A 19887-nucleotide genomic window follows, 5' to 3' on the forward strand; every position below is an offset into this window, starting at 1 on the left:
TTCCAAGCCTGCCCGGCGCGGCTAAGACGACCGGGCAGGCAAGAGGCCAGACATGTCGCAGAACGAACCGAGCATCGCCCCGCAACCCGGAATCATGGAAATCTCTCTTTATCAGGGGGGTGCGTCCAAGATCGCCGGTGTGGAAAACGTCACCAAGCTATCCTCGAACGAGAACCCTTTCGGGCCCTCGGACAAGGCGCGCGAGGCCATTGTCCGCGCCGCCCATGCGCTGCATCGCTATCCGAATACCGATCATGCCAGCCTGCGCAACGCCATTGGCGAAGTCCATGGGCTTGATCCCGACCGCATCATCTGCGGCGTGGGCTCAGATGAGATCATCCACTTCCTGTGTCAGGCCTATGCCGGGCAGGGCAGCGAGGTGCTGTTCACCGAGCATGGTTTCCTGATGTATCGCGTCAGCGCCCTTGCCGCTGGTGCGACCCCGGTCGCCGTGCGCGAACGTGACCGCGTTACCGATGTCGATGCGCTGATCGCCGCCGCTACTCCGAACACGCGGCTGATCTTTGTCGCCAATCCGAACAACCCGACCGGCACCATGGTCGGCCTGCCCGAGCTGGAGCGGCTGGCCCGTGCCGTGCCGCAGGCCATTCTGGTGATCGACGCGGCCTATGCCGAATATGTCGAGGATTACGATGGCGGTGCCGAGCTGGCGACGCGGCTGCCCAACGTGGTGATGACCCGGACATTCTCGAAGATCTACGGTCTGGGCGGCCTGCGGATCGGCTGGGGCTATGGCCCGCGCGAGATCATCGACGTGCTGAACCGCATTCGCGGACCGTTCAACCTGTCGTCGGCGGCGCTGGACGCTGCCGAGGCCGCGATGCGCGACCGCGATCATGTCACCCGCTGCCAGACCGAGAACGCCCGCATGCGCGCCTGGCTGGCCGAAGCTTTGACCGAGAAGGGCGTGCCCTCGGATACGTCCTGCGCGAACTTTATCCTGGCACGCTTTGCCGATGTCGACACGGCCTTGGCCTGTGACGAGGCGTTGAAGGCGCAGGGGCTGATCGTGCGTCAGGTCGCCGGTTACGGTTTGCCGAATTGCCTGCGCATCACCGTCGGCGATGAGGCCTCGTGCCGGCGGGTGGCGCATGTCATCGGCCAGTTCATGGCCGAACGCGCGGGGGCGCCGGCATGAGCTTTCTATACGACCGCGTGGCCCTGATCGGTTTGGGGCTGATCGCGGGTTCGATGGCGCTGGCCATGCGTGAGCAGGGCCTTGCGCGCGAGATCGTCGGCCATGCCCGCAGCGCTGATACGCGCGCGACAGCGCTGGAAATCGGGCTGGTCGATCAGGTCTTTGAGACCGCCGCTGAGGCGGTCGAGGGTGCGGATCTGGTGGTGCTGGCAGTTCCCGTCGGTGCGATGGCCGCCGTAGCCGAGGAAATCGCGCCGCGGTTGAAGCCCGGCGTGACGGTGACGGATGTGGGCTCGGTCAAGCAGGCGGTGGTGACGGAAGTCTTGCCGCATCTGCCCGAGGGCGTGCATTTCATTCCCGGTCACCCGCTGGCCGGGACCGAGCATTCCGGCCCGCGCGCTGGCTTCGCCACGCTGTTTCGCAATCGCTGGTGGCTGTTCACCCCGCTTGAGGGTGCCGATGAGCAGGCCGTGTCGCGGCTGGAGTCTCTGGTTCAGGCCATGGGCGCCAAGACCGAGCGCATGGACGCCGCGCATCACGATCTGGTTCTGGCCGTTACCAGCCATACGCCGCATTTGATCGCCTATACGATGGTCGGCGTCGCCGATCACCTCAAGCGCGTGACCGAAAGCGAAGTGGTGCAATATTCGGCAGCGGGCTTCCGGGATTTCACCCGGATCGCGGCATCGGACCCGACCATGTGGCGCGATGTCTTTTTGCAGAACAAGGATGCCGTTCTGGATATCCTTGGCCGCTTCACCGAGGAGTTGTTCGTGCTGCAGCGTGCCATCCGCATGGGCGACGGCCAGCACCTGTTCGACTACTTCACCCGCACCCGCGCGATCCGTCGCGGCATCATCGAGGCCGGGCAGGATACCTCGGCCCCGGATTTCGGCCGCAGCCAGCCGGGCGGCGAAAACGCCAAAAGCTAGGGCCGCATCAGTGGCGCTGGCCCCAGCGGAATGGGGCCAAGGCTGATCCGGCCATCTGCGAAAGTCAGCGGCAGGCGCAGCTCGCCTTCTTGCGGGGCGGGGTAAAGCGTGCCCTCCATCGGCAGGGCCGAGACGGTGCGGATCATCGTCCGGCCCAGCATCACCGCGGCATGGGGGATCATCCCGGCCTCGGACGCGGTTTGCAGCATGGCCTGCGCATCCGTCGTATACAGCGCAATCGCACCGCTGGCATAGCCGTTGGCATCGGCTTTAAGCATGCCCACCATACGCGCGGTCAGCCCTTTGACCTGCAGATCGGCATTGTCGATGCGGATACCTGTTGGGAAGGGCGTCGGCGGCGTTTGCAGTGCCTTGATGGTCGGCATCGCATCCAGCCAGACCCGCCCCTTGCCCCTGATCGAGACCGGATCGGCAATGCGGATCGTACCTGCCAGACCCGGCAACGGTGGCAGGGCAGCGGGGATCAGGTCCTTGAGGTTCCAGTCAATGTCATAGGCCGTGCGCGATCCTTGCGGCGCATCGTATTCAAGAGCAGTCATTCGGCCACGGACGGTAAGCCCGGCCGCCAGCGGGGTTTCGTCCAGCGTCAGCGGCCCGATCGAAATCCCCGCCCGACCGGGGGCGAAGCCTGACAGGACCAGAAAGCGGATGCTGGCACGCGGATCGGTCAGGCCCAGTTCATGCGGACCGCTGCCCAGATCAATCATCGCCTTCGGAGCCAGTTCCAGCCGCGCGGTCATCGGCGCAAAGGGCGGGACCGACAGCGACGCCTCGGGCATCACGACGATGGCGGCGGGCAGGTCCAGACGCGGTTCCGTTATCCGGACGCCGATGCGGGTGGGATCGTGCAGCCCGCGGACCTCGGTCATCGTGAACCCGGTTCCGGCGCTGGCAAGCTGACTGATCTGATGGGCCATGAAGGCCTGGATGCCGTTCCAGATGGCGGCGAAAAGCGCCACGATGACTGTCGCCAAGATGATGAACTTGCGCAATTTCCCCTCGTGCCTTTGTGGACGGCTTGGAACCAGGTCCATCCTGTCCTAAGTCTGACAAAAGCGGAAGTGCGCTGGGAAGTGGTTGATGGGACGACGCGATCATTGGGTCTTTGCCTATGGCTCGCTGATGTGGGACCCCGGTTTTCCGGTGGCGGAATCGCTCGGCGCGCGCCTTGAGGGGTTTCGCCGCACCTTTTGCCTGCGCTCGGTCGTTTATCGCGGCACGGTAGATGCGCCGGGGCTGGTGCTGGGTCTGGACGAAGAGCACGATGCATCGTGCCTTGGACTGGCGCTGCGGGTCGATGAGCGCGACTGGCCCGAGACCTTGGCCGGCCTGCGCGAGCGCGAGCTGACCACCAATGCCTATGAGGAGCGCGCCCTGCCGCTGCAGCTGTCCGATGGGCGCCGGATCGAGGCCATCGGATATGTCATCCGGCGCGATCATGACCAATATGCGGGCGGCCTTGCGCTGGATGAGCAGGCGCGGATCATTGCCCATGCGCATGGCGGGCGCGGTCCCAATTCCGATTACCTTTTCAACACCGCCTCGCATCTGGCCGAAATGGGGGTCGAGGACATCGATATGGATGCACTGGCGCGACTCGTTCGCGACATGATTGCGCATCGGCAGTGCAAAGCGGCGAAACCTGATTAAGTCTTTGCCCGCAAATGTTTCCTTGGTGCTTGCATCGCGGCGCACTGACTTTACACTCTGCCCCAAAGACATAATGAGGGCGCGGACTTGTCCCAGGCCGAGAGTGACGAAACTGGCGCGGAAATTCCGCTGGATGGTGACAACAATCCCGCGCGCGGGGGACGGGCGGCGCGCCTGACGGCGACACGCCAGCGCCGCGACGGGCAGCAGGCGGCCGAGCCGCATTTCTCGCAGCCGGTGCGACAGGTCGTGCTGATGCTGATCGTGCTGGCGCTGGTCGGTATCGGCGGCTGGTTCGCCTATGGCAACATCCTTCCGATCTTTGCCGCGAACCCGCTGCTGAACGGCACGATCCTGTTCGTTTTTGCCTTTGGCGTGCTGACCTGCTTCTGGCAGGTGGCGCAACTGATCAACTCGGTCAGCTGGATCGAGCGCTTTGCCGCGGGCAAGCTGGGCTATGCCGCACATGATCAGGCCCCGGCCCATTCCGCGCCGCGTCTGCTGGCTCCCTTGGCGCAACTGCTGGGCTCGCGCGGGCCGGTGGGAACGTCGATCACCACGGAATCCTCGCGCTCGATCCTGGAATCGGTGGCGACCCGTATCGATGAGGCGCGGGACATCACGCGCTATCTGGGCAACCTGCTGATCTTCCTTGGTCTTCTGGGGACGTTCTACGGCTTGGCGACCACCGTTCCCGCGATTGTCGACACGATCCGCACCCTTTCCCCCGAACAGGGCGATTCGGGGGTCGAGGTCTTTGACAAGCTGATGCATGGGCTGGAAACGCAGCTTGGCGGCATGGCCACGGCCTTTTCCAGCTCGCTTCTGGGTCTGGCCGGGTCGCTGGTCGTTGGTCTGCTGGAACTGTTCGCCAGCCACGGCCAGAACCGTTTCTATCGTGAGCTTGAAGAGTGGCTGTCCAGCTTTACCCGCATCGGTTTTTCGGGCAGCGAGGGCGGCCTGAATGACGCGCATCTGGCCGAATTCATGGTGGGTGTGCAGACGCAATTGGCCGATCTGCAGGATTTCTACGTCACCCGCGACGAATTGCGCGACCAAGAGGCAACCGCCGCCGACGCGCGCTCACTGACGCTGGCGGGCGGGGTGGAAAAGCTGACGGCGCTGATCGGATCGGACCGCGACGCGCTGGCAACCGAACTGGGCGCGGAACGTCAGGCCCAGACCGAAAGTCATTGGCGGCTAAGCGAAATTCTTGAGCGGCTGTCCGACCAGCAGCAACGGCTGGTCGATGCTTCGACGAGTTCGATGACGGTCGGCTCTCGGTTGGTCGATATGAGCGCCGCGCTGGAACGCAGCCTGTCGCGCCTGACCGAAGGGCAGGATGAGATGGTCTCATTGGCGCGGCAAAACCCGGTCATGCAGTTGCCTGACGAATTCTCGCAGGCCTTGGCGCGGATTACCGAAGGGCAGCATCGTCTGGCATTGATGGCACAGGCTCCGGCGCAGGTTGCGGAAAGCGACCCTGCACAGAATGCCAACCTGATGCGCGCCCTGAATCGGCTTGCGGACGGACAGGCGCGGATGATCGAACTGGCGGAAACCAAGCCTGCTCCGCAGGATGACCCCGAAGCGCGGATGCGCCTGCGCTCGATCGACGTGCAACTGGGGCGGCTGCTTGAGGAAACCGCCAGCGGCCGCGATGGGCTGATCGCCGAATTGCGTGAGGATATGGCCGCCCTGACCCGCGCCATCCGCGGGCTGGAGGGGCGTGATGGGGCTTAGCCGCAGGGGAAGCGAGCGGTTCTCGGCCAATATCTGGCCGGGTTTCGTTGACGCCATGTCGACGCTGCTGCTGGTGCTGATCTTTGCGCTGACCATCTTCATGGTGCTGCAATCGGTGCTGCGCCAACGCATCACCTCGCAGGACAGCGAATTGCAGCAACTGGGCGATCGGGTGGCCGCGCTGAGCACGGCGCTGTCCAGCACCGAGGATCGGGCGGAAACGCTGGACCGCGATCTCGCCTCGGAACGGACAAGGTTGCGCGCCTCAGAAGCCGCCGTCGCACAGGCTCGCACCGAAATCGACGCCCAGACCGAGGCTGCGCGTCTTGCCGCCGCCCGCCGCGAAGCGCTTGAGGCGCTATTGACCGATTTGCGTCGCAAGGATGCCGACACCACGGCGGTGTTGGGCGACACGCAGAAAAAACTTTCTGATGCAGAGGCCGCCCGGCTGGTCGATGCCGCAGCAGCCAAGGCCCTGCAGGAACGGCTGGACAAGTCCGATACCGAATTGACCGCGACGACGCTGGCACTGGATGAGGCCCGCAAGAAGGCCGAGGAAACCCTGACCCTTCTTGCCGCTGCCGATGCCGCAAAAAAAGAATTGGGCGACAAGCTGGGCACGCAGACCAGCGAGGCTGAAAAGCAGGCCGGTTTGCTGGCTTTGGCGCAGCAGAAGTTGTCAACGCAAGAGGCGCTTTCGACCGAGGATCAGCGCCGCGTGGCGCTGCTGAACCAGCAGGTCGCGCAGTTGAACGACCAGTTGGGCAGCCTGCAATCGGTGCTGCAAGTGGCTAGCGACGACAAGCGCGAGATTGATCTGAAGGTCGAGGATCTGGGCAAGCAGCTGAACGTTGCTCTGGTCCGCGCCGCTGAAGAGGAACGCAAGCGTCGCGGCCTTGAGGAAGAAGCCCGCAGCAAGGCCGAGGCCGAGGCCAAGGATCTTGCCCGCTACCGCTCGGAGTTCTTTGGCCGCCTGTCGCAGATTCTGGCCGGGCGCGAGGGTGTCCGTGTCGTTGGCGACCGCTTTGTCTTTTCATCGGAAGTGCTGTTTCCGGCGGGCGAGGCGACGCTGTCGCCCGAGGGTGAAACACAGGTCGCCCGCGTGACCGAACAGTTGAAGCAGATCTCGGGTGAAATCCCCAGCGAGATCGACTGGATCATTCGTGTCGACGGCCATACCGACAGCCAGCCGTTGTCGGGGCAGGGGCGCTATCGCGACAACTGGGAACTCAGCCAGGCCCGCGCCTTGTCGGTCGTGCGCTATATGGTCGACCAGCTTGGCTTCCCGGCGGGCCGTCTGCTGCCGGCGGGTTTTGCCGATACCCGTCCTGTCAGTTCGGGGACCGACCCGGCGTCGCTCGCCGCGAACCGCCGGATCGAGCTGAAGTTGACCGAGCGTTAAGTGCGCGGATCGACCATCGTGTAAAGGTCGGGAAAACGGTTCAGGTAGCGGATCATCGGACCCGCCGCCTTCCATTGCCGGAACAGGGCCGAACGCAGCGTATCGGCCCCCGGCCAATGGCGACGGGTGGCCTCGGAGACCTGCGGGGCATCGGGAAAATGGCGGCTGAGAACCTGACCAAAGGCCTCGCGCATGCGCATGGGCACGATGCCTTGCGACCGATCCAGCCAAGGTTTGCGCGTGCCGATGAAATGGATCAGGCAGGGGTCCGCCATCGCCGTCAGATGCGCCGAGGCCGAGGTGAATTGCCAGTTCCAAAGCGGGCTGATCTCGGCCCAATCGCCCTTGAGGATACCGTTCATCAGCGCCTGATCCCGACCCAGACCGGCCAGATGGCGGCGGGCGAAATCCTCGGCGCGTTTGGGCAGGTCCTGCGCGGCAAAGGCCTCGGTGTCGATCATCACCACGCCCGCGTTGAAATAGGGATGGGCCGCTTCGCCCAGCTTCCTGAATTCCAGCACCTTGCGCGTGGGGGTACGCCATTGTCGATTGTCGCGGACGGCCGCTACCGCGTGGCCCAGCATGTCGGCTGACAGCAGCCGGGCAGGGTCGCCGCGCTCATAAAGAATATCCGCGTCGATCACGAGGATGCGCCGGTAATGATCACGCAGCGCATTGCCCAGAAACAGTTCCATGTAGGTGGCCAGCGACCGCCGCGCATCCAGCGGCAGCGCATCCAGCAGCGCATCGTCCCGCGCGGCGACATGACCGATCCCGGCATCCAGCAGGGCCGAGGGCATCTCGACCGGCTCGGGGCCGCCGATCAGCACGTCATGGCCATGACCGGCCAGTGCCATGCCAAGGGCAGGCACCGCCGCATAGGGCAGATAATTGGCATCGCAGGCCACGATGACGGCAAGGTCGGATTTCGGTTGAAAGCCGGGATTGAAGATCGGGGTCAGACCCATGCGTCCCTCATTGGAGTCACGGCGCGATCCTATAATGGAACGCATCCGCCCCCTTCTAGGATCGCGACCGCGGCTTGTCCAATCGGCTCAGGTCTCGGCGCTGGGGGTGGCAGCCTGCGGCTCACGCGGCGGACGTCCGATAACCTCGCGCAGCGCGTCAAGCTCGATGAAATTGTCGGCCTGACGACGCAGTTCGTCGGCGATCATCGGCGGCTGGCTGCGCATGGTCGAAACGACCGACACCCGGACACCCTGACGCTGCAGCGATTCGACCAGCGGCTTGAAATCGCCATCGCCGGAAAACAGCACGGCATGGTCAAGCCGAGGGGCCAGCTCCATGGCGTTGACCACCAGCTCGACATCCATGTTGCCCTTGACCTTACGGCGGCCAAGCGCGTCGGTATATTCCCGCGCCGGTTTCGTCACCATCGAGAAGCCATTGTAATGCAGCCAGTCAACCAGCGGACGGATGGGCGAGTAATCCTCGTTTTCCAGAAGCGCAGTATAGTAATATGCGCGAATGAGCTTGCCACGCCGCTCAAATTCCTGTCGGAGAAGTTTGTAATCGATGTCGAAACCCAGCGACTTTGCAGCGGCGTAGAGGTTCGATCCATCAATGAACAAAGCTAGCCGGTCGTCTTTGTAAAACACGATTAACCTCGATATGACTCAGAATTCTTTACCTTCAATCAAGCTAGCCCTCGTGGCTATCGGCGGGAACCTGCATAGTTTGGCAGGTGCACCCGAGGACACGCTTCGTGCCGCACTGCGGCATCTGTCGTCACTTCCCGGCACCAGAGTGCAGGCAGTCAGTCGATTCTGGCAGACACCAGCCTTTCCGCCCGGAAGCGGTCCCGACTATGTGAATGCCGCAATTGCCTTGATCACAGAGTTGCCGCCCGCCGAAATTTTGGCGCAGCTGCATGATATCGAAGCCAGATTTGGTCGCGAAAGGCAAGGGCCGCGTTGGCAGGCCCGCGGTCTGGATCTGGATCTGATCGCCTGTGACGATCTGGTCCTGCCCGATGCGGCGATCCAGGACGCCTGGCGCGATCTGCCATCCGAAAGGCAGCCCGAGATCGCCCCCGAAACTCTGATCCTGCCCCATCCCCGGATGCAGGATCGCGGTTTCGTGTTGGTCCCCTTGGCCGAGGTTGCACCGGGCTGGCGTCATCCCCGACTGGGGCGCAGCGTGGCCCAGATGCTGGAGGCCTTGCCAGCGGATGCACTCATGGGTATACGGCCCGTAACTGCTTGACATTTCCGCGGCGGAGCGCCAAATATCCTGCTCCGCCCTGCACCCCGATTCCAAGCCAAAGGTGACCGATGGCCCGCGTGACAGTCGAAGATTGCGTCGACAAGGTTCCGAACCGTTTTGATCTTGTTATGCTCGCCGCGCATCGCGCCCGCGAGATCGCGTCCGGCAGCCAGCTGACCATCGACCGCGACAACGACAAGAACCCCGTCGTCGCCCTGCGCGAAATCGCAGACGAGACCCAGCCGGTTGATGATCTGCGCGAGCGCATGATCGAGGCGACCCAGACCCAGATCGAGGTCGATGAGCCCGAAGAGGACGCGATGGCGCTGCTGCTTGGCGCTGAAATCGACCGCCCCAAGCCCGCCGACGAAGAGTCGGAAGAGCGCATGCTTCGCATGATGCTGGAAGCGCAGGGCCGCGGCTGAGGCTAATGAATCGCGGGGTCTTCGGCTGAAATGATCGACGTCGAAGACCTCATCGCGCTTGTTCGCAACTATAACCCCAAGACCAACTCGGATCTGATCCGCGACGCCTATGAATATGGCCGCCGGATGCACGAGGGTCAGTTTCGCCATTCCGGCGAACCCTATTTCACCCATCCCATCGCCGTCGCCGCCATCCTGACCGAGATGCGGCTGGACGACGCGACCATCGTCACCGCACTTCTGCACGACACGATCGAAGACACTCGCTCGACCTGGGCCGAGGTGGCGCAGATGTTCGGGCGCGAGATTGCCGATCTGGTCGATGGCGTGACCAAGCTGACCAACTTGCAGCTTTCCGGCACGCACTCCAAGCAGGCCGAGAATTTCCGTAAGCTTTTCATGGCGATGTCGCGCGATCTTCGCGTGATTTTAGTGAAGCTGGCCGACCGTGTGCATAACATGCGCACGATCAAGTCCATGCGCCCCGAGAAGCAGTCGCAGAAGGCGCGCGAGACCATGGACATCTATGCGCCGCTGGCCGGTCGCATGGGCATGCAATGGATGCGCGAGGAACTTGAGGATCTGGCCTTCAAGGTCATCAATCCCGAGGCCCGCAACTCGATCATCCGCCGCTTCGTCAGCCTGCAGCGCGATTCCGGCGATGTGATCCCCAAGATCACCGCCGATATCCGCGCCGAGCTGGAGCGCGAGGGGATCGAGGCCGATGTCTATGGCCGCGCCAAGCGCCCGTTCAGCATCTGGCGCAAGATGCAGGAAAAGCAGCTGAGCTTCTCGCGCCTGTCCGACATCTATGGTTTTCGCATTATCACCCGAAGCGAGGCCGACTGCTACCGCACCCTTGGCGTGATTCATCATCGCTGGCGTGCTGTGCCGGGTCGGTTCAAGGATTATATCAGCCAGCCCAAGGCCAACGGCTATCGCTCTATCCACACCACGGTTTCGGGGCGTGACGGCAAGCGGGTCGAAGTGCAGATCCGCACCCGCCAGATGCATGAGGTTGCTGAATCCGGCGTGGCCGCGCATTGGGCCTATCGCGATGGCGCGCGGACCGAGAACCCCTTTGCCGTCGATCCGGGCGAGTGGATCGCCAGCCTGACCGAACGCTTCGGCGAGGAAGATCACGACGAATTCCTCGAGCATGTGAAGCTTGAGATGTATTCGGATCAGGTCTTCTGTTTCTCGCCCAAGGGCGATGTGATCCCGCTGCCGAAAGGCGCGACGCCGATCGATTTTGCCTATGCGATCCATACGCGGCTGGGCAATAGCTGCGTCGGCGCGAAAGTGGACGGCATCCGCGTGCCGCTATGGACGCGGCTGAAGAACGGCCAATCGGTCGAGATCATCGCGGCATCCGGTCAGCGCCCGCAGCCGACATGGCTGGATATTGTCGTGACCGGTCGCGCCAAGGCCGCGATCCGCCGCAGCCTGCGCCAAGAGGATCGCTCGCGTTTCATCCGGCTGGGCTCGGAACTGATCCGCGTGGCATTCGAACATGTCGGCCGCCGCGTGACGGATAAGGCGCTGCGCACCGCTGCACGGACCATGGCCTTGCAGGATACGGACGAACTTCTGGCCCGGATCGGTTCTGCCGAAATCTCGGCCCATGAGGTCTTGTCCGCATTATATCCCGAACTTGCGGCCAAGCGCAGCGAGATCGACGCCAAGCGCGCCGTCGCCGGGCTTGAGGCTGATCAGGAATTCACGCGCGCGCCGTGCTGCAATCCGCTGCCGGGCGAACGGATCGTCGGCATCACCTATCGCGGTAAGGGCGTGGTCATCCATGCCATCGATTGTCCGGTTCTGGCCGAATATGAAGAAAGCCCGGATCGCTGGGTCGACCTGCATTGGCGCGAGGGGCAGCATCCTCCGGCCTATTCGACGCTTCTGTCGCTGACCATTCGCCATGATGCGGGCGTGTTGGGCCGGATCTGCACGCTGATTGGCGGGCAGGGTGCGAATATCTCGGATCTGGAATTCCTTGACCGCAAGCCGGATTTCTACCGCTTGCGGATCGAGGTCGAGTTGCGCGACAGCGAGCATCTGCACGCCCTGCTGACCGCGCTTGAGGCCGAGCAGGACGTGGCGCAGGTCGCGCGCATCCGCGACCCGTCGGCCAATCTGGACTAGATCCGCCGCTTAGATCCCCAGTCGGTCGCGCAGCGAATACCACGACATGCCGGCGACCAGCATCGGCCAGCGCAGCATCGCGCCGCCGGGAAAGGCCGGTGAGGGCAGGGCGGCCATGGTCTCGAAACCCTCGGATTGGCCCTGAACCGCCTGCGCCATCAACTTGCCCGCCAAGGTCGCAATCGCGAGGCCATGTCCGGAATAGCCGCTGGCCGACAGGCAATTCGGCGCAGGCCGGATAAAGCACGGCATCCGGTTCATGGTGATCGCCAGCGTGCCGCCCCAGGCATGGGTGAGTTTCACATCCGCAAGGCTAGGATAAATTTCCAGAAGTGGTTTCCGCACCTTGGCGGCAATATCTGAGGGGAAGCTGTAACTGACATTCTCGCCGCCGCCAAAGATCAGGCGACCCTCGGGATCAAGCCGCCAGTAGTTCACCACGAATTTCGTGTCATGGACGGCAATGTCGCGGGTCAGCACCTCGGCACGACGCGCGCCCAAAGGCTCGGTCGCGACGATGAAGTTGTTGATCGGCATGACGCGGGCCGCGACCTTGGGTTCCAGATTGCCCAGATAACCATTGGCGGCAAGGATCAGCTGATCGCAGGTCACACGCCCGCCCGCCGTCGTCACCGTCGTCTTCTGACCCGCGGTTTTGCCGTGTTGAATCGAGGTAACCTCGGAAAGCTCATGGATCGTCGCTCCGGCGGCAGTCGCCAGACGGGCCATGCCCAAGCTCAGGTTCAAGGGATGCAGATGCCCCGCGCCGTGGTCGAGTTCGCCAGCGACATAGGCCTCCGAGGGCAGGATGGCGCGAAAGGCGTCGCGGTCCAGCGGCTCGACCTGCGCATAATCGTAATCGCGGGCCAGTTTCTCGGACATGGCCTTGGCATGGCTGAATTCGTCGGGTTTACGGAAGGCATGGGCGACCCCATCCACGACGGAAACGCCCGCGCGCACGGCCAGATCGCGGGTTAGGCGTTTGGCTTCTTCGGCCAGATCCCATAGTCGGCGTCCGGCCTCGCGTCCGGCCATTTTCTCAAGATCATCGACCTCAAGCCGCTGACCCGAACCAAGCTGTCCGCCATTGCGCCCCGAGGCCCCAAATCCGACGCGATGGGCTTCCAGCACAATGACCCGCCGCCCGGCCTCGGCCAGATGCAGTGCGGCAGACAGGCCCGTATAACCAGCGCCGATGACCACGACATCTGCCTGCGCCTCGCCCTTGAGCGCAGGAAAGGGCGCAAGCTGGTCGCGCGTCGCGGCGTAAAGGCTGGGGGGATACTCCCCCAGCCGGTCGTTGGAATGCAGCAAGTTCATACGTTTAGCAGCAAATGTTCACGTTCCCACGGGCTGATGACTTGCAGGAACTCTTTGTATTCATTGCGCTTCACAGCCTGGTAAACATCGATGAATTCGCTGCCCAGCACCTCGCGCATGGCTTGGTCTTCGTCCATCAGATCCAGCGCGTCGCCAAGGTTGTAGGGCAGATCCTCATCCTGAGAGACATAGGCGTCGCCCAAGCATTCGGCGCGCGGATTTTCCTGCTCCAGCAGGCCCAGATAGCCGCAGGCGAGGCTGGCGGCGAGGCCCAGATAGGGGTTGCAATCCATCCCTGCCAACCGGTTCTCGATCCGCCGCGCCTCGGGGCCCGAAATTGGCACGCGCAGGCCCGTTGTCCGGTTGTCGCGACCCCATTCAAGGTTGATTGGTGCTGCAAAATCAGGAACATAGCGGCGATAGCTGTTGACATAGGGCGCCAGCAACGCCACCGCGGCCGGCAGGTGTTTCTGCATCCCCGCGATGAAATGCATGAAGGCCGGGGTCTCGTGTCCCTTGTCGTCCGAGAAAATGTTCCGCCCGGTCTCAAGGCTGACCACCGAATGGTGGATATGCATGGCGCTGCCGGGCTCATCCTCGATGGGTTTGGCCATGAAGGTGGCGAAGCAGTCGTGGCGCAGGGCGGCCTCGCGGATCAGGCGCTTGAAGTAGAAGATCTGGTCGGCCAGATGCACCGGGTCGCCGTGGTTCAGGTTGATCTCTACCTGACCGGCGCCGCCTTCCTGCAGGATGCCGTCAATCTCGAAACCCTGTGCTTCGGCGAAGTCATAGATGTCGTCGATGACCTTGCCGTATTCGTCCACCGCAGACATCGAATAGGCCTGTTTCGCGGCGGCGCGGCGGCCGGAACGGCCCATCGGCGGAATGATCGGCTGGTTCGGGTCGATATTCCGCGCGACAAGGAAAAATTCCATTTCCGGCGCGACGATCGGCTTCCAGCCTTTCTGGCGGTAGAGATCGAGCACGCGCTTCAGCACGTTCCTTGGCGCGGTGGGGACGGGTTCGCCCTGCTGGTTCGACACGTCATGGATGACCTGCAGCGTCACATCCGCCGTCCAGGGTGCGGCGGTGGCGGTCGAGAAATCCGGCGTCAGGATCATGTCCGGTTCGGTGAAGGCCCCCGAAGGGTTGTCGGCCCAGTCACCGGTGATCGTCTGCAAAAAGATCGAGTTTGGCAGGTAGAACCGTTCCTGATGCGCGAATTTCGAGGCAGGCATGGCCTTGCCCCGCGCCACACCCGCAATGTCGGCGACAATGCATTCGATCTCGTCCAGACGTCGGCCTTCGACATAGTCCTGCGCGGCCTGCGGGGCGTCTTCGATCCAATGGGGTTTCATGCGGCACCTTGTTTGCGCAACGCGGCGCGGGGCGTCTTGAAGAAAATCTCGATCCGGTCGGCAATGCTGGCCGATTGCAGCGACGATCCCATGCGGGCGCGGGCGGCATCCAGAAGCGTATCGGGGACGACGCCCTTGGCGCGGGTCTCGATCAGGCCCTCGACGAATTCATCGCGGAACTCGGGATGCGCCTGCACGGTGAAGGCGCGGTCGTCATAGACCAGCGCGGCATTTTCGCAAAACTCGCTGGAGGCCGCGATCTGCGCAGCTTCGGGGCGTTCGACGACCTGATCCTGATGCCAGGCGTTCAGGGTGATCTTTTCGTCTCCGAAAACGTAATCCTGCGCGCCGACCGACCAGCCGCCCGGATATTTCATCACCTTGCCGCCCATGGCCTGGGCGATGATCTGGTGGCCAAAGCAGATGCCGACCAGCGGCACGTGATCGGCATAGGCCTTGCGGATGAATTCCTGCAGCGGGGGAATGAAGTCGTGATCTTCATAGGCACCGTGACGCGAGCCGGTCAGCAGCCAGCCCTCGGCGTCGTGGACACTGGTGGGGAATTCCATGTTCTCGACATGGTAGCTGGAAAATTCGAAACCGCGTCCGGCGAGCAGTTTTTCGAACATGGAGTCGTAATCGCCCAGTTCGCCGCGAAGAAGTTCGGGCGACTGACCGCATTTCAGGATGCCGATGCGCATGATTGGCCTGTTGATTGTGCGACTCAAAGGTAGTCGGGCGGCACGGCCCGGACAAGTCCCCCTTCCTTGGTTTGGGATCGGTCCGGTGGGGCTGGCGATGCGCAAAAGGGCAGGCTAGGCTTTGCGGCAAATCCTTAGGAGGAAAGGAAAACCCCATGGCCGGACTGCGCCCCGATGTCGATCCCGATGGCCTGCAGGAGTTCTCGGTTGTCTTCACCGACCGCTCGCTGAACCACATGTCGCAGAAATATCAGCATGTCATGCGCGATGTCTCGGCCACCCTGCGCGAAGTCTACAAGGCCGAGGCCGTGGCGCTGGTCCCCGGCGGCGGCACCTGCGCGATGGAGGCTGTCGCCCGCCAGTTCGGACGCGACGCCCATGCGCTGATCGTCCGGAACGGCTTCTTCAGTTTCCGCTGGAGCCAGATCTTCGAGACGGGCGGCTTTGCGCGCGAAACCACGGTGATGATGGCGCGTCCCTTGGGCAATGAGGCGAAACCGCCCTTCGCCCCCGCGCCGGTCGAGGATGTCGTGGCCCGTATCCTTGAAACGCGACCCGACGCGGTTTTCGCCCCGCATGTCGAAACAGCCGCGGGGATGATCCTGCCGGACGATTATATCAAGGCCATTGCGGATGCCGCGCATGAGGTGGGCGCGCTGATGGTGTTGGACTGCATCGCCTCGGGTGCGATCTGGGTCGACATGCAGGCGACGGGGGTGGATGTGCTGATCTCGGCCCCGCAAAAGGGGTGGTCGGCCTCGCCCTCGGCGGGGATGGTGATGCTGTCCCAGCGCGCGGTCGAGCAGCTTGAGCAGACGACGTCGAACAGCTTCGCGCTGGACCTGAAAAAGTGGCGCGCGATCATGAAGGCCTATGAGGATGGCGGGCATGCCTATCATGCCACCATGCCGACCGATGCCATTCTGGGCCTGCGCGACGCCATGGAGGAAACCCGCGATCTGGGCTTTGACGCCGCCCGCGACGCGCAATGGCGGCTGGGGAATGCCGTCCGGGCCGAGCTGGCCAGCCGGGGTCTGCGTTCGGTCGCGGCGGATGGTTTTGCCGCGCCGGGCGTCGTCGTCTGCTACACCGACGAGCCCGAGATCCAGAACGGCAAGCGGTTTCTTGCCGAGGGCTACCAGATCGCCGCGGGCGTGCCGCTGCAGGTAGGCGAGGGTGAGAATTTTCGCAGTTTCCGCATCGGGTTGTTCGGTCTGGACAAGCTGAAGGATGTCGAGGGCACGCTGGATCGACTGCGTCCCGGCTTCGACGCGGTGCTGTAGGGCAGGGCAGGGACGGGAACGATCGCCTTCTGTGGACGTTGGGTTCGTGAACAGGAAGTTCACTTCGAAAGGACAGACCGATGCCGAATCATGACCCGACGAACGACCTGAAGGCCGAAGCCCGCCGCGCCGCAGAGGATATCGGCCGCGAGGCTCGCCGTGCGGCGGATGACGCCGCAGATGCTGCCGAAAGCGCAAAAGCACGTGGATCCGAACTGCTGGGTTCGGCCCTTGAGAAAGGGGCCGAATTCGTTGACAGCGCGCGCAAGCGTGGCGGCGAATACTATGAAGGCGCGCGCAGCAAGGGTTCGGAATATGCCGAACATGCACGCGACGAAGCCCGCCGCATCTATCGCGAAGGCGAGCGCCGCGCCGGCGACGCCGCGGCCTATGCCGAGGACTATTACGACGATCTGACCGTGATGGTCCGCCGCAATCCGGGGCAGGCGCTTGGCATCGCTGTCGGTGTCGGCTTCCTGCTTGGCCTGATCGTCGCGCGCCGCTAAGGACCGGTCATGTTCGTCTTTGCCAGGAACATGCAGCTTGCTGCCTCGGACAAGATGCGCCGCGCGGGGCTGGCGGTCGGGGCAGGGGTTGTCCTGACGATCGGGGCAGGGTTCCTGCTTGCCGCTCTGTGGACCTGGTTGGCCCATCATCTGGGCTGGGGTCCGATGGCTGCCTCGCTGGCGATCGGTGGAGTGCTGACGGTTCTGGGCCTGATCGTTCTATCCGTGGCACGGGTCGAACGGCACCCGGTTCCCAGCACGGATGAACTGAAGATCGAGGTCGAGCAGCAGCTGAACCTGATGGCCAACACTGCCGTCACCAAGGTTTCCGATGCTGCGGACGCCGCACTGGACCGCGCCAAGCTGAAAGCCGGTGAAGTCATGGATCTGGCCGAGAACAAGGTCCATGCGGTTGCTGACAATCTGGGCTACCGCGCCAATCTGGCGGCGGATCAGGCCGAGGCGCGGGTCTATGGCGCAGCCCGCAATCTGGGCGACCAGGCGGCGCGACGCTTTGGCTTTGCTTCGGATCCAGATGCCGGTCCGTCACGAAGCGCCACCGTCGCGCCCATCCTTGGCGTTCTGGCGGTGGGGATCACACTGGCCTCGCGATTGCGCGGCAGGCACGACCAGGACGAAGCCTGAAAATAAAGAAAGCCCCGTAACTTACGGGGCTTTCTTGATAAAACCTGATGAGATCAGGCGTTGGCTTCGCGGATCTTGTTCGCCGCGTCCTTGTCATAGGCGACACCGGCCTTGTCGAACAACTGGTCCAGCTCGCCCGAGAGCGTCATCTCGGTGATGATGTCGCAGCCACCGACGAATTCGCCCTTGATGTACAGTTGCGGGATCGTCGGCCAGTCCGAGAAGTCCTTGATGCCCTGACGGATGTCCGCATCCTTCAGCACGTCAACGTCGCGGTATTCCACATTCATGTAGTTCAGGACGCCAGCAACCCGGCTGGAGAAACCGCATTGCGGCATTTCCTTCGAGCCCTTCATGAACAGCACGACATCGGTGCCGTCGATGGTGTCCTGGATCTTCTGACGAATGTCCGTCATCTGGGTCTTCCTTTTTCCTCATGCGCCGACTGCGGAGGGCCGCAGCGCAATCGCGCGGTCTTACTCGGGGGCCTTGGTCGTCAGGGCCAGCGCATGCAGTTCGCCTTGCGGGCCGTCCATCTTGCCTTGAAGCGCGGCATAGACGGCACGCTGCTGCTGGACGCGGTTCAGGCCACGGAAGCTCTCGTCGATCACCTCGGCAGCATAGTGATTTCCGTCACCGGCAAGGTCGGTGATTGAAATGCGTGCCTGAGGGAAGGCTGCACGGATCAGCGCTTCGATGTCCTGGGCTTCCATCGCCATGGTTGGTCCTTTCAAATGATGATGAAGATGTAGGGGAAGCCTTTGCGGCCCGCAAGATGCGCCCAAGGCGGCGGAAAGTCGCAAATCCTGCAAAAGTTGTAGATTGCCCGGAAAATCGTCCAGATTGGCGCTTCCATGACATAAAGCTTGTTCTCAACACGTTCCGGACGATATTCGCGAGCCAAGGAGGAAATGGGGCGGATTCTCAGCAAAAAGGGGTGAAATCCACCACGGAAATCGACCAATCCAGAACAACAATAATCAGTATTATGTTAAATTATGGTTATTTCATATCTGCCACAATCCGAAATTTCCCGCGTTTTCGTCTTGATCTTGCGACTAAGTCACGGAAGTTTCTGGCTTGTTTTCACAAGTCACCGGATCGCTGCGAAAGGAAAATTGATGGCCGTTACTCCACCCGTCTGCGATTTTGGCGCCCCTGCGCCGGATTTCCTTCTGCCCGATCCTGACGGCCATCCGTTCAGCCTGTCGCAGATCGCCGGCACACGCGGTACGCTGGTCATGTTCATCTGCAACCATTGCCCCTACGTTCAGGCGATCATCGACCGCATCGCCCGTGACGCGGCGGAACTGCAGAAGCTGGGAATTGGTGTCGTCGCGATCTCGGCCAATGACGTGACCGAATATCCCCAGGACGGCCCCGAGCACATGGCGATCGAGGCCCGGAAGCACGGCTTCACCTTTCCCTATCTGTACGACCAAAGCCAGGACGTGGCGCGCGCCTATGACGCGCAATGCACGCCAGACTTCTTTGGCTACAACGCGCAGCTTCAGCTGCAATATCGCGGCCGCTTCGACAGTTCGCGTCGGACCGCCGCCGAACCCGATGCCCGACGCGAGTTGTTCGAGGCCATGGTGCAAATCGCAGAAACCGGGCAAGGTCCGCGCGAGCAGATCGCGTCCATGGGCTGCTCGATCAAGTGGAGATCCTGAATGAATGTTTGCCTTGCGCCTTGCCCCGTGGTCTTCGACCTTGATGGCACGCTGATCGACAGTGCGCCCGACATCCATGCCACTGTCAACGCCGTGCTGCGCCTGAACCATGTGGCGCCGCTGACACTGGATCAGGTGCGCGGCTTCATCGGCGGCGGTGTCGACCTGCTGTGGAAACGCGTCATCGCCGCCGCTGGCCTTGCGCCCGAGGCGCATCGCGATCTGGTCGCATCCTTCATGACCCGCTACCACGACGCGACGGCGCTGACCCGGCTTTACCCGAATGTCGCCGAGGTGCTTGGCACGCTGGCCGATCGCGGGCATCCCTTGGGTGTCTGCACCAACAAGCCGCTGCGCCCGACCCGTGCGCTGCTGGAACATTTCGGTCTGACCGGCCTGTTCAGTGCCGTGATCGGCGGGGATTCCCTGCCGCAGCGCAAGCCTGATCCCGCACCGCTGCGCGCCGCCTTTGCCGCGCTTGGCGCCGATCCGGCGAAACCCCTTGGCCTTTACGTCGGCGACAGCGAATTCGACGCGGAATGCGCGCAGAATACTGCCGTACCGTTCCTGCTGTTCACGCGCGGCTATCGCAAATCTGATCCTTCCGAGATGTATCACACCGCGCGCTTCGACGATTTTGCCGAACTTCCCGGCCTGATCGAGGACCATGCCGAGATCGCCCGCGCGTGATCGCC

The 19887-nt window shown here is 63.0% G+C and carries 21 protein-coding genes; 13 read left to right on the forward strand and 8 right to left on the reverse strand.

Annotated elements, in window-relative coordinates; translation table 11 throughout:
- Positions 1–52 precede the first annotated feature (52 nt).
- Both hisC and GL300_RS19875 read left to right on the forward strand, forming a co-directional pair.
- A complete protein-coding gene (gene hisC / locus GL300_RS19870; protein WP_155041436.1) occupies positions 53–1159 on the forward strand; it encodes a histidinol-phosphate transaminase in 1107 nt (368 codons plus the stop codon).
- Positions 1156–2091: a prephenate/arogenate dehydrogenase family protein gene (locus GL300_RS19875; RefSeq protein ID WP_155041437.1), complete on the forward strand. Its 936-nt coding sequence runs from the start codon at positions 1156–1158 to the stop codon at positions 2089–2091. The genes hisC and GL300_RS19875 overlap by 4 nt, the downstream gene beginning before the upstream one ends.
- On the opposite strand, the gene GL300_RS19880 is transcribed toward GL300_RS19875, so the two are convergent.
- Positions 2088–3104, reverse strand: coding sequence for a DUF2125 domain-containing protein (locus GL300_RS19880; RefSeq protein ID WP_170297741.1), 1017 nt, complete (start codon positions 3102–3104; stop codon positions 2088–2090). The two genes, GL300_RS19875 and GL300_RS19880, sit on opposite strands and share 4 nt — an antisense overlap.
- An 88-nt stretch (positions 3105–3192) precedes the next feature.
- Here GL300_RS19880 and GL300_RS19885 point away from each other — a divergent pair, with 88 nt between their 5' ends.
- The 3 genes from GL300_RS19885 (at position 3193) to GL300_RS19895 (ending at position 6907) form a co-directional block, all read left to right on the forward strand.
- The gene (locus tag GL300_RS19885) at positions 3193–3762 is read left to right on the forward strand and encodes a gamma-glutamylcyclotransferase (RefSeq protein ID WP_155041439.1); all 570 of its coding nucleotides are present in this window, start codon (positions 3193–3195) and stop codon (positions 3760–3762) included.
- Between the two features lie 87 nt (positions 3763–3849).
- On the forward strand, positions 3850–5505 hold the full coding sequence (locus GL300_RS27305) for a hypothetical protein (RefSeq protein ID WP_343043130.1): 1656 nt from the start codon (positions 3850–3852) through the stop codon (positions 5503–5505).
- The gene (locus tag GL300_RS19895; RefSeq protein ID WP_155041440.1) at positions 5495–6907 is read left to right on the forward strand and encodes a peptidoglycan -binding protein; all 1413 of its coding nucleotides are present in this window, start codon (positions 5495–5497) and stop codon (positions 6905–6907) included. Before GL300_RS27305 ends, GL300_RS19895 begins: the two co-directional genes overlap by 11 nt.
- Here GL300_RS19895 and GL300_RS19900 read toward each other — a convergent pair.
- Positions 6904–7875, reverse strand: a complete 972-nt coding sequence (locus GL300_RS19900; protein WP_170297742.1) for a glycosyltransferase family 8 protein — start codon at positions 7873–7875, stop codon at positions 6904–6906. The two genes, GL300_RS19895 and GL300_RS19900, sit on opposite strands and share 4 nt — an antisense overlap.
- Positions 7876–7962: 87 nt before the next feature.
- On the reverse strand, positions 7963–8526 hold the full coding sequence (locus GL300_RS19905) for an NYN domain-containing protein (protein ID WP_192337441.1): 564 nt from the start codon (positions 8524–8526) through the stop codon (positions 7963–7965).
- 13 nt (positions 8527–8539) lie between these two features.
- Between GL300_RS19905 and folK the strand changes: the two genes are divergently transcribed.
- The 3 genes from folK to GL300_RS19920 all read left to right on the forward strand — a co-directional run bounded on the left by folK (position 8540) and on the right by GL300_RS19920 (position 11706).
- Entirely contained in the window at positions 8540–9133 is a 594-nt protein-coding gene (folK, locus tag GL300_RS19910) for a 2-amino-4-hydroxy-6-hydroxymethyldihydropteridine diphosphokinase (RefSeq protein ID WP_155041442.1), read from the forward strand.
- 68 nt (positions 9134–9201) lie between these two features.
- Entirely contained in the window at positions 9202–9558 is a 357-nt protein-coding gene (gene rpoZ / locus GL300_RS19915) for a DNA-directed RNA polymerase subunit omega (protein WP_155041443.1), read from the forward strand.
- A 30-nt stretch (positions 9559–9588) separates the two neighbouring features.
- Positions 9589–11706 (forward strand): RelA/SpoT family protein, encoded by a 2118-nt coding sequence (locus GL300_RS19920; protein WP_155041444.1) that lies wholly within the window; start codon positions 9589–9591, stop codon positions 11704–11706.
- Between the two features lie 9 nt (positions 11707–11715).
- Here GL300_RS19920 and GL300_RS19925 read toward each other — a convergent pair whose 3' ends face one another.
- The 3 genes from GL300_RS19925 to GL300_RS19935 are packed head-to-tail and all read right to left on the reverse strand — an operon-like array spanning position 11716 to position 15085.
- Entirely contained in the window at positions 11716–13026 is a 1311-nt protein-coding gene (locus GL300_RS19925; RefSeq protein ID WP_155041445.1) for an NAD(P)/FAD-dependent oxidoreductase, read from the reverse strand.
- Entirely contained in the window at positions 13023–14384 is a 1362-nt protein-coding gene (locus GL300_RS19930; RefSeq protein ID WP_155041446.1) for a glutamine synthetase family protein, read from the reverse strand. Before GL300_RS19930 ends, GL300_RS19925 begins: the two co-directional genes overlap by 4 nt.
- Positions 14381–15085 carry a type 1 glutamine amidotransferase gene (locus GL300_RS19935; RefSeq protein WP_155041447.1) on the reverse strand — a complete coding sequence of 235 codons (705 nt, stop codon included), beginning with the start codon at positions 15083–15085 and terminating at the stop codon, positions 14381–14383. Before GL300_RS19935 ends, GL300_RS19930 begins: the two co-directional genes overlap by 4 nt.
- A gap of 155 nt (positions 15086–15240) precedes the next feature.
- On the opposite strand from GL300_RS19935, the gene GL300_RS19940 reads away from it, so the two are divergent.
- The 3 genes from GL300_RS19940 to GL300_RS19950 all read left to right on the forward strand — a co-directional run bounded on the left by GL300_RS19940 (position 15241) and on the right by GL300_RS19950 (position 17519).
- Positions 15241–16368, forward strand: coding sequence for an aminotransferase class V-fold PLP-dependent enzyme (locus tag GL300_RS19940; RefSeq protein ID WP_155041448.1), 1128 nt, complete (start codon positions 15241–15243; stop codon positions 16366–16368).
- A gap of 80 nt (positions 16369–16448) precedes the next feature.
- Complete coding sequence (locus GL300_RS19945) at positions 16449–16874, forward strand: ElaB/YgaM/YqjD family protein (protein WP_155041449.1); 426 nt, start codon at positions 16449–16451, stop codon at positions 16872–16874.
- 9 nt (positions 16875–16883) lie between these two features.
- Positions 16884–17519 (forward strand): phage holin family protein, encoded by a 636-nt coding sequence (locus tag GL300_RS19950; RefSeq protein ID WP_155041450.1) that lies wholly within the window; start codon positions 16884–16886, stop codon positions 17517–17519.
- Positions 17520–17572: 53 nt separating this feature from the next.
- Here the strand turns inward: GL300_RS19950 and grxD are convergent, their stop codons facing one another.
- Positions 17573–17935 (reverse strand): Grx4 family monothiol glutaredoxin, encoded by a 363-nt coding sequence (gene grxD, locus GL300_RS19955; RefSeq protein WP_155041451.1) that lies wholly within the window; start codon positions 17933–17935, stop codon positions 17573–17575.
- A 60-nt stretch (positions 17936–17995) separates the two neighbouring features.
- Entirely contained in the window at positions 17996–18238 is a 243-nt protein-coding gene (locus GL300_RS19960) for a BolA/IbaG family iron-sulfur metabolism protein (protein WP_155041452.1), read from the reverse strand.
- Between the two features lie 402 nt (positions 18239–18640).
- Between GL300_RS19960 and GL300_RS19965 the strand changes: the two genes are divergently transcribed.
- Both GL300_RS19965 and gph read left to right on the forward strand, forming a co-directional pair.
- A complete protein-coding gene (locus GL300_RS19965) occupies positions 18641–19192 on the forward strand; it encodes a thioredoxin family protein (RefSeq protein WP_211595238.1) in 552 nt (183 codons plus the stop codon).
- Positions 19193–19882, forward strand: a complete 690-nt coding sequence (gph, locus tag GL300_RS19970) for a phosphoglycolate phosphatase (protein WP_155041454.1) — start codon at positions 19193–19195, stop codon at positions 19880–19882. It begins immediately after the preceding gene.
- Positions 19883–19887: the final 5 nt, after the last annotated feature.

The sequence above is a fragment of the Paracoccus litorisediminis genome (assembly GCF_009711205.1).
Classification (GTDB): Bacteria; Pseudomonadota; Alphaproteobacteria; order Rhodobacterales; family Rhodobacteraceae; genus Paracoccus; species Paracoccus litorisediminis.

Bases quoted from the DNA above. Each gene is read 5' to 3' on its own strand.
- hisC (WP_155041436.1), top strand. From the start codon at position 53: ATGTCGCAGAACGAACCGAGCATCGCCCCGCAACCCGGAATCATGGAA.
- GL300_RS19875 (WP_155041437.1), top strand. From the start codon at position 1,156: ATGAGCTTTCTATACGACCGCGTGGCCCTGATCGGTTTGGGGCTGATC.
- GL300_RS19885 (WP_155041439.1), top strand. From the start codon at position 3,193: ATGGGACGACGCGATCATTGGGTCTTTGCCTATGGCTCGCTGATGTGG.
- GL300_RS19895 (WP_155041440.1), top strand. From the start codon at position 5,495: ATGGGGCTTAGCCGCAGGGGAAGCGAGCGGTTCTCGGCCAATATCTGG.
- GL300_RS19900 (WP_170297742.1), bottom strand. From the start codon at position 7,875: ATGGGTCTGACCCCGATCTTCAATCCCGGCTTTCAACCGAAATCCGAC.
- folK (WP_155041442.1), top strand. From the start codon at position 8,540: ATGACTCAGAATTCTTTACCTTCAATCAAGCTAGCCCTCGTGGCTATC.
- rpoZ (WP_155041443.1), top strand. From the start codon at position 9,202: ATGGCCCGCGTGACAGTCGAAGATTGCGTCGACAAGGTTCCGAACCGT.
- GL300_RS19920 (WP_155041444.1), top strand. From the start codon at position 9,589: ATGATCGACGTCGAAGACCTCATCGCGCTTGTTCGCAACTATAACCCC.
- GL300_RS19925 (WP_155041445.1), bottom strand. From the start codon at position 13,026: ATGAACTTGCTGCATTCCAACGACCGGCTGGGGGAGTATCCCCCCAGC.
- GL300_RS19930 (WP_155041446.1), bottom strand. From the start codon at position 14,384: ATGAAACCCCATTGGATCGAAGACGCCCCGCAGGCCGCGCAGGACTAT.
- GL300_RS19935 (WP_155041447.1), bottom strand. From the start codon at position 15,085: ATGCGCATCGGCATCCTGAAATGCGGTCAGTCGCCCGAACTTCTTCGC.
- GL300_RS19940 (WP_155041448.1), top strand. From the start codon at position 15,241: ATGGCCGGACTGCGCCCCGATGTCGATCCCGATGGCCTGCAGGAGTTC.
- GL300_RS19945 (WP_155041449.1), top strand. From the start codon at position 16,449: ATGCCGAATCATGACCCGACGAACGACCTGAAGGCCGAAGCCCGCCGC.
- GL300_RS19950 (WP_155041450.1), top strand. From the start codon at position 16,884: ATGTTCGTCTTTGCCAGGAACATGCAGCTTGCTGCCTCGGACAAGATG.
- grxD (WP_155041451.1), bottom strand. From the start codon at position 17,935: ATGACGGACATTCGTCAGAAGATCCAGGACACCATCGACGGCACCGAT.
- GL300_RS19960 (WP_155041452.1), bottom strand. From the start codon at position 18,238: ATGGCGATGGAAGCCCAGGACATCGAAGCGCTGATCCGTGCAGCCTTC.
- GL300_RS19965 (WP_211595238.1), top strand. From the start codon at position 18,641: ATGGCCGTTACTCCACCCGTCTGCGATTTTGGCGCCCCTGCGCCGGAT.
- gph (WP_155041454.1), top strand. From the start codon at position 19,193: ATGAATGTTTGCCTTGCGCCTTGCCCCGTGGTCTTCGACCTTGATGGC.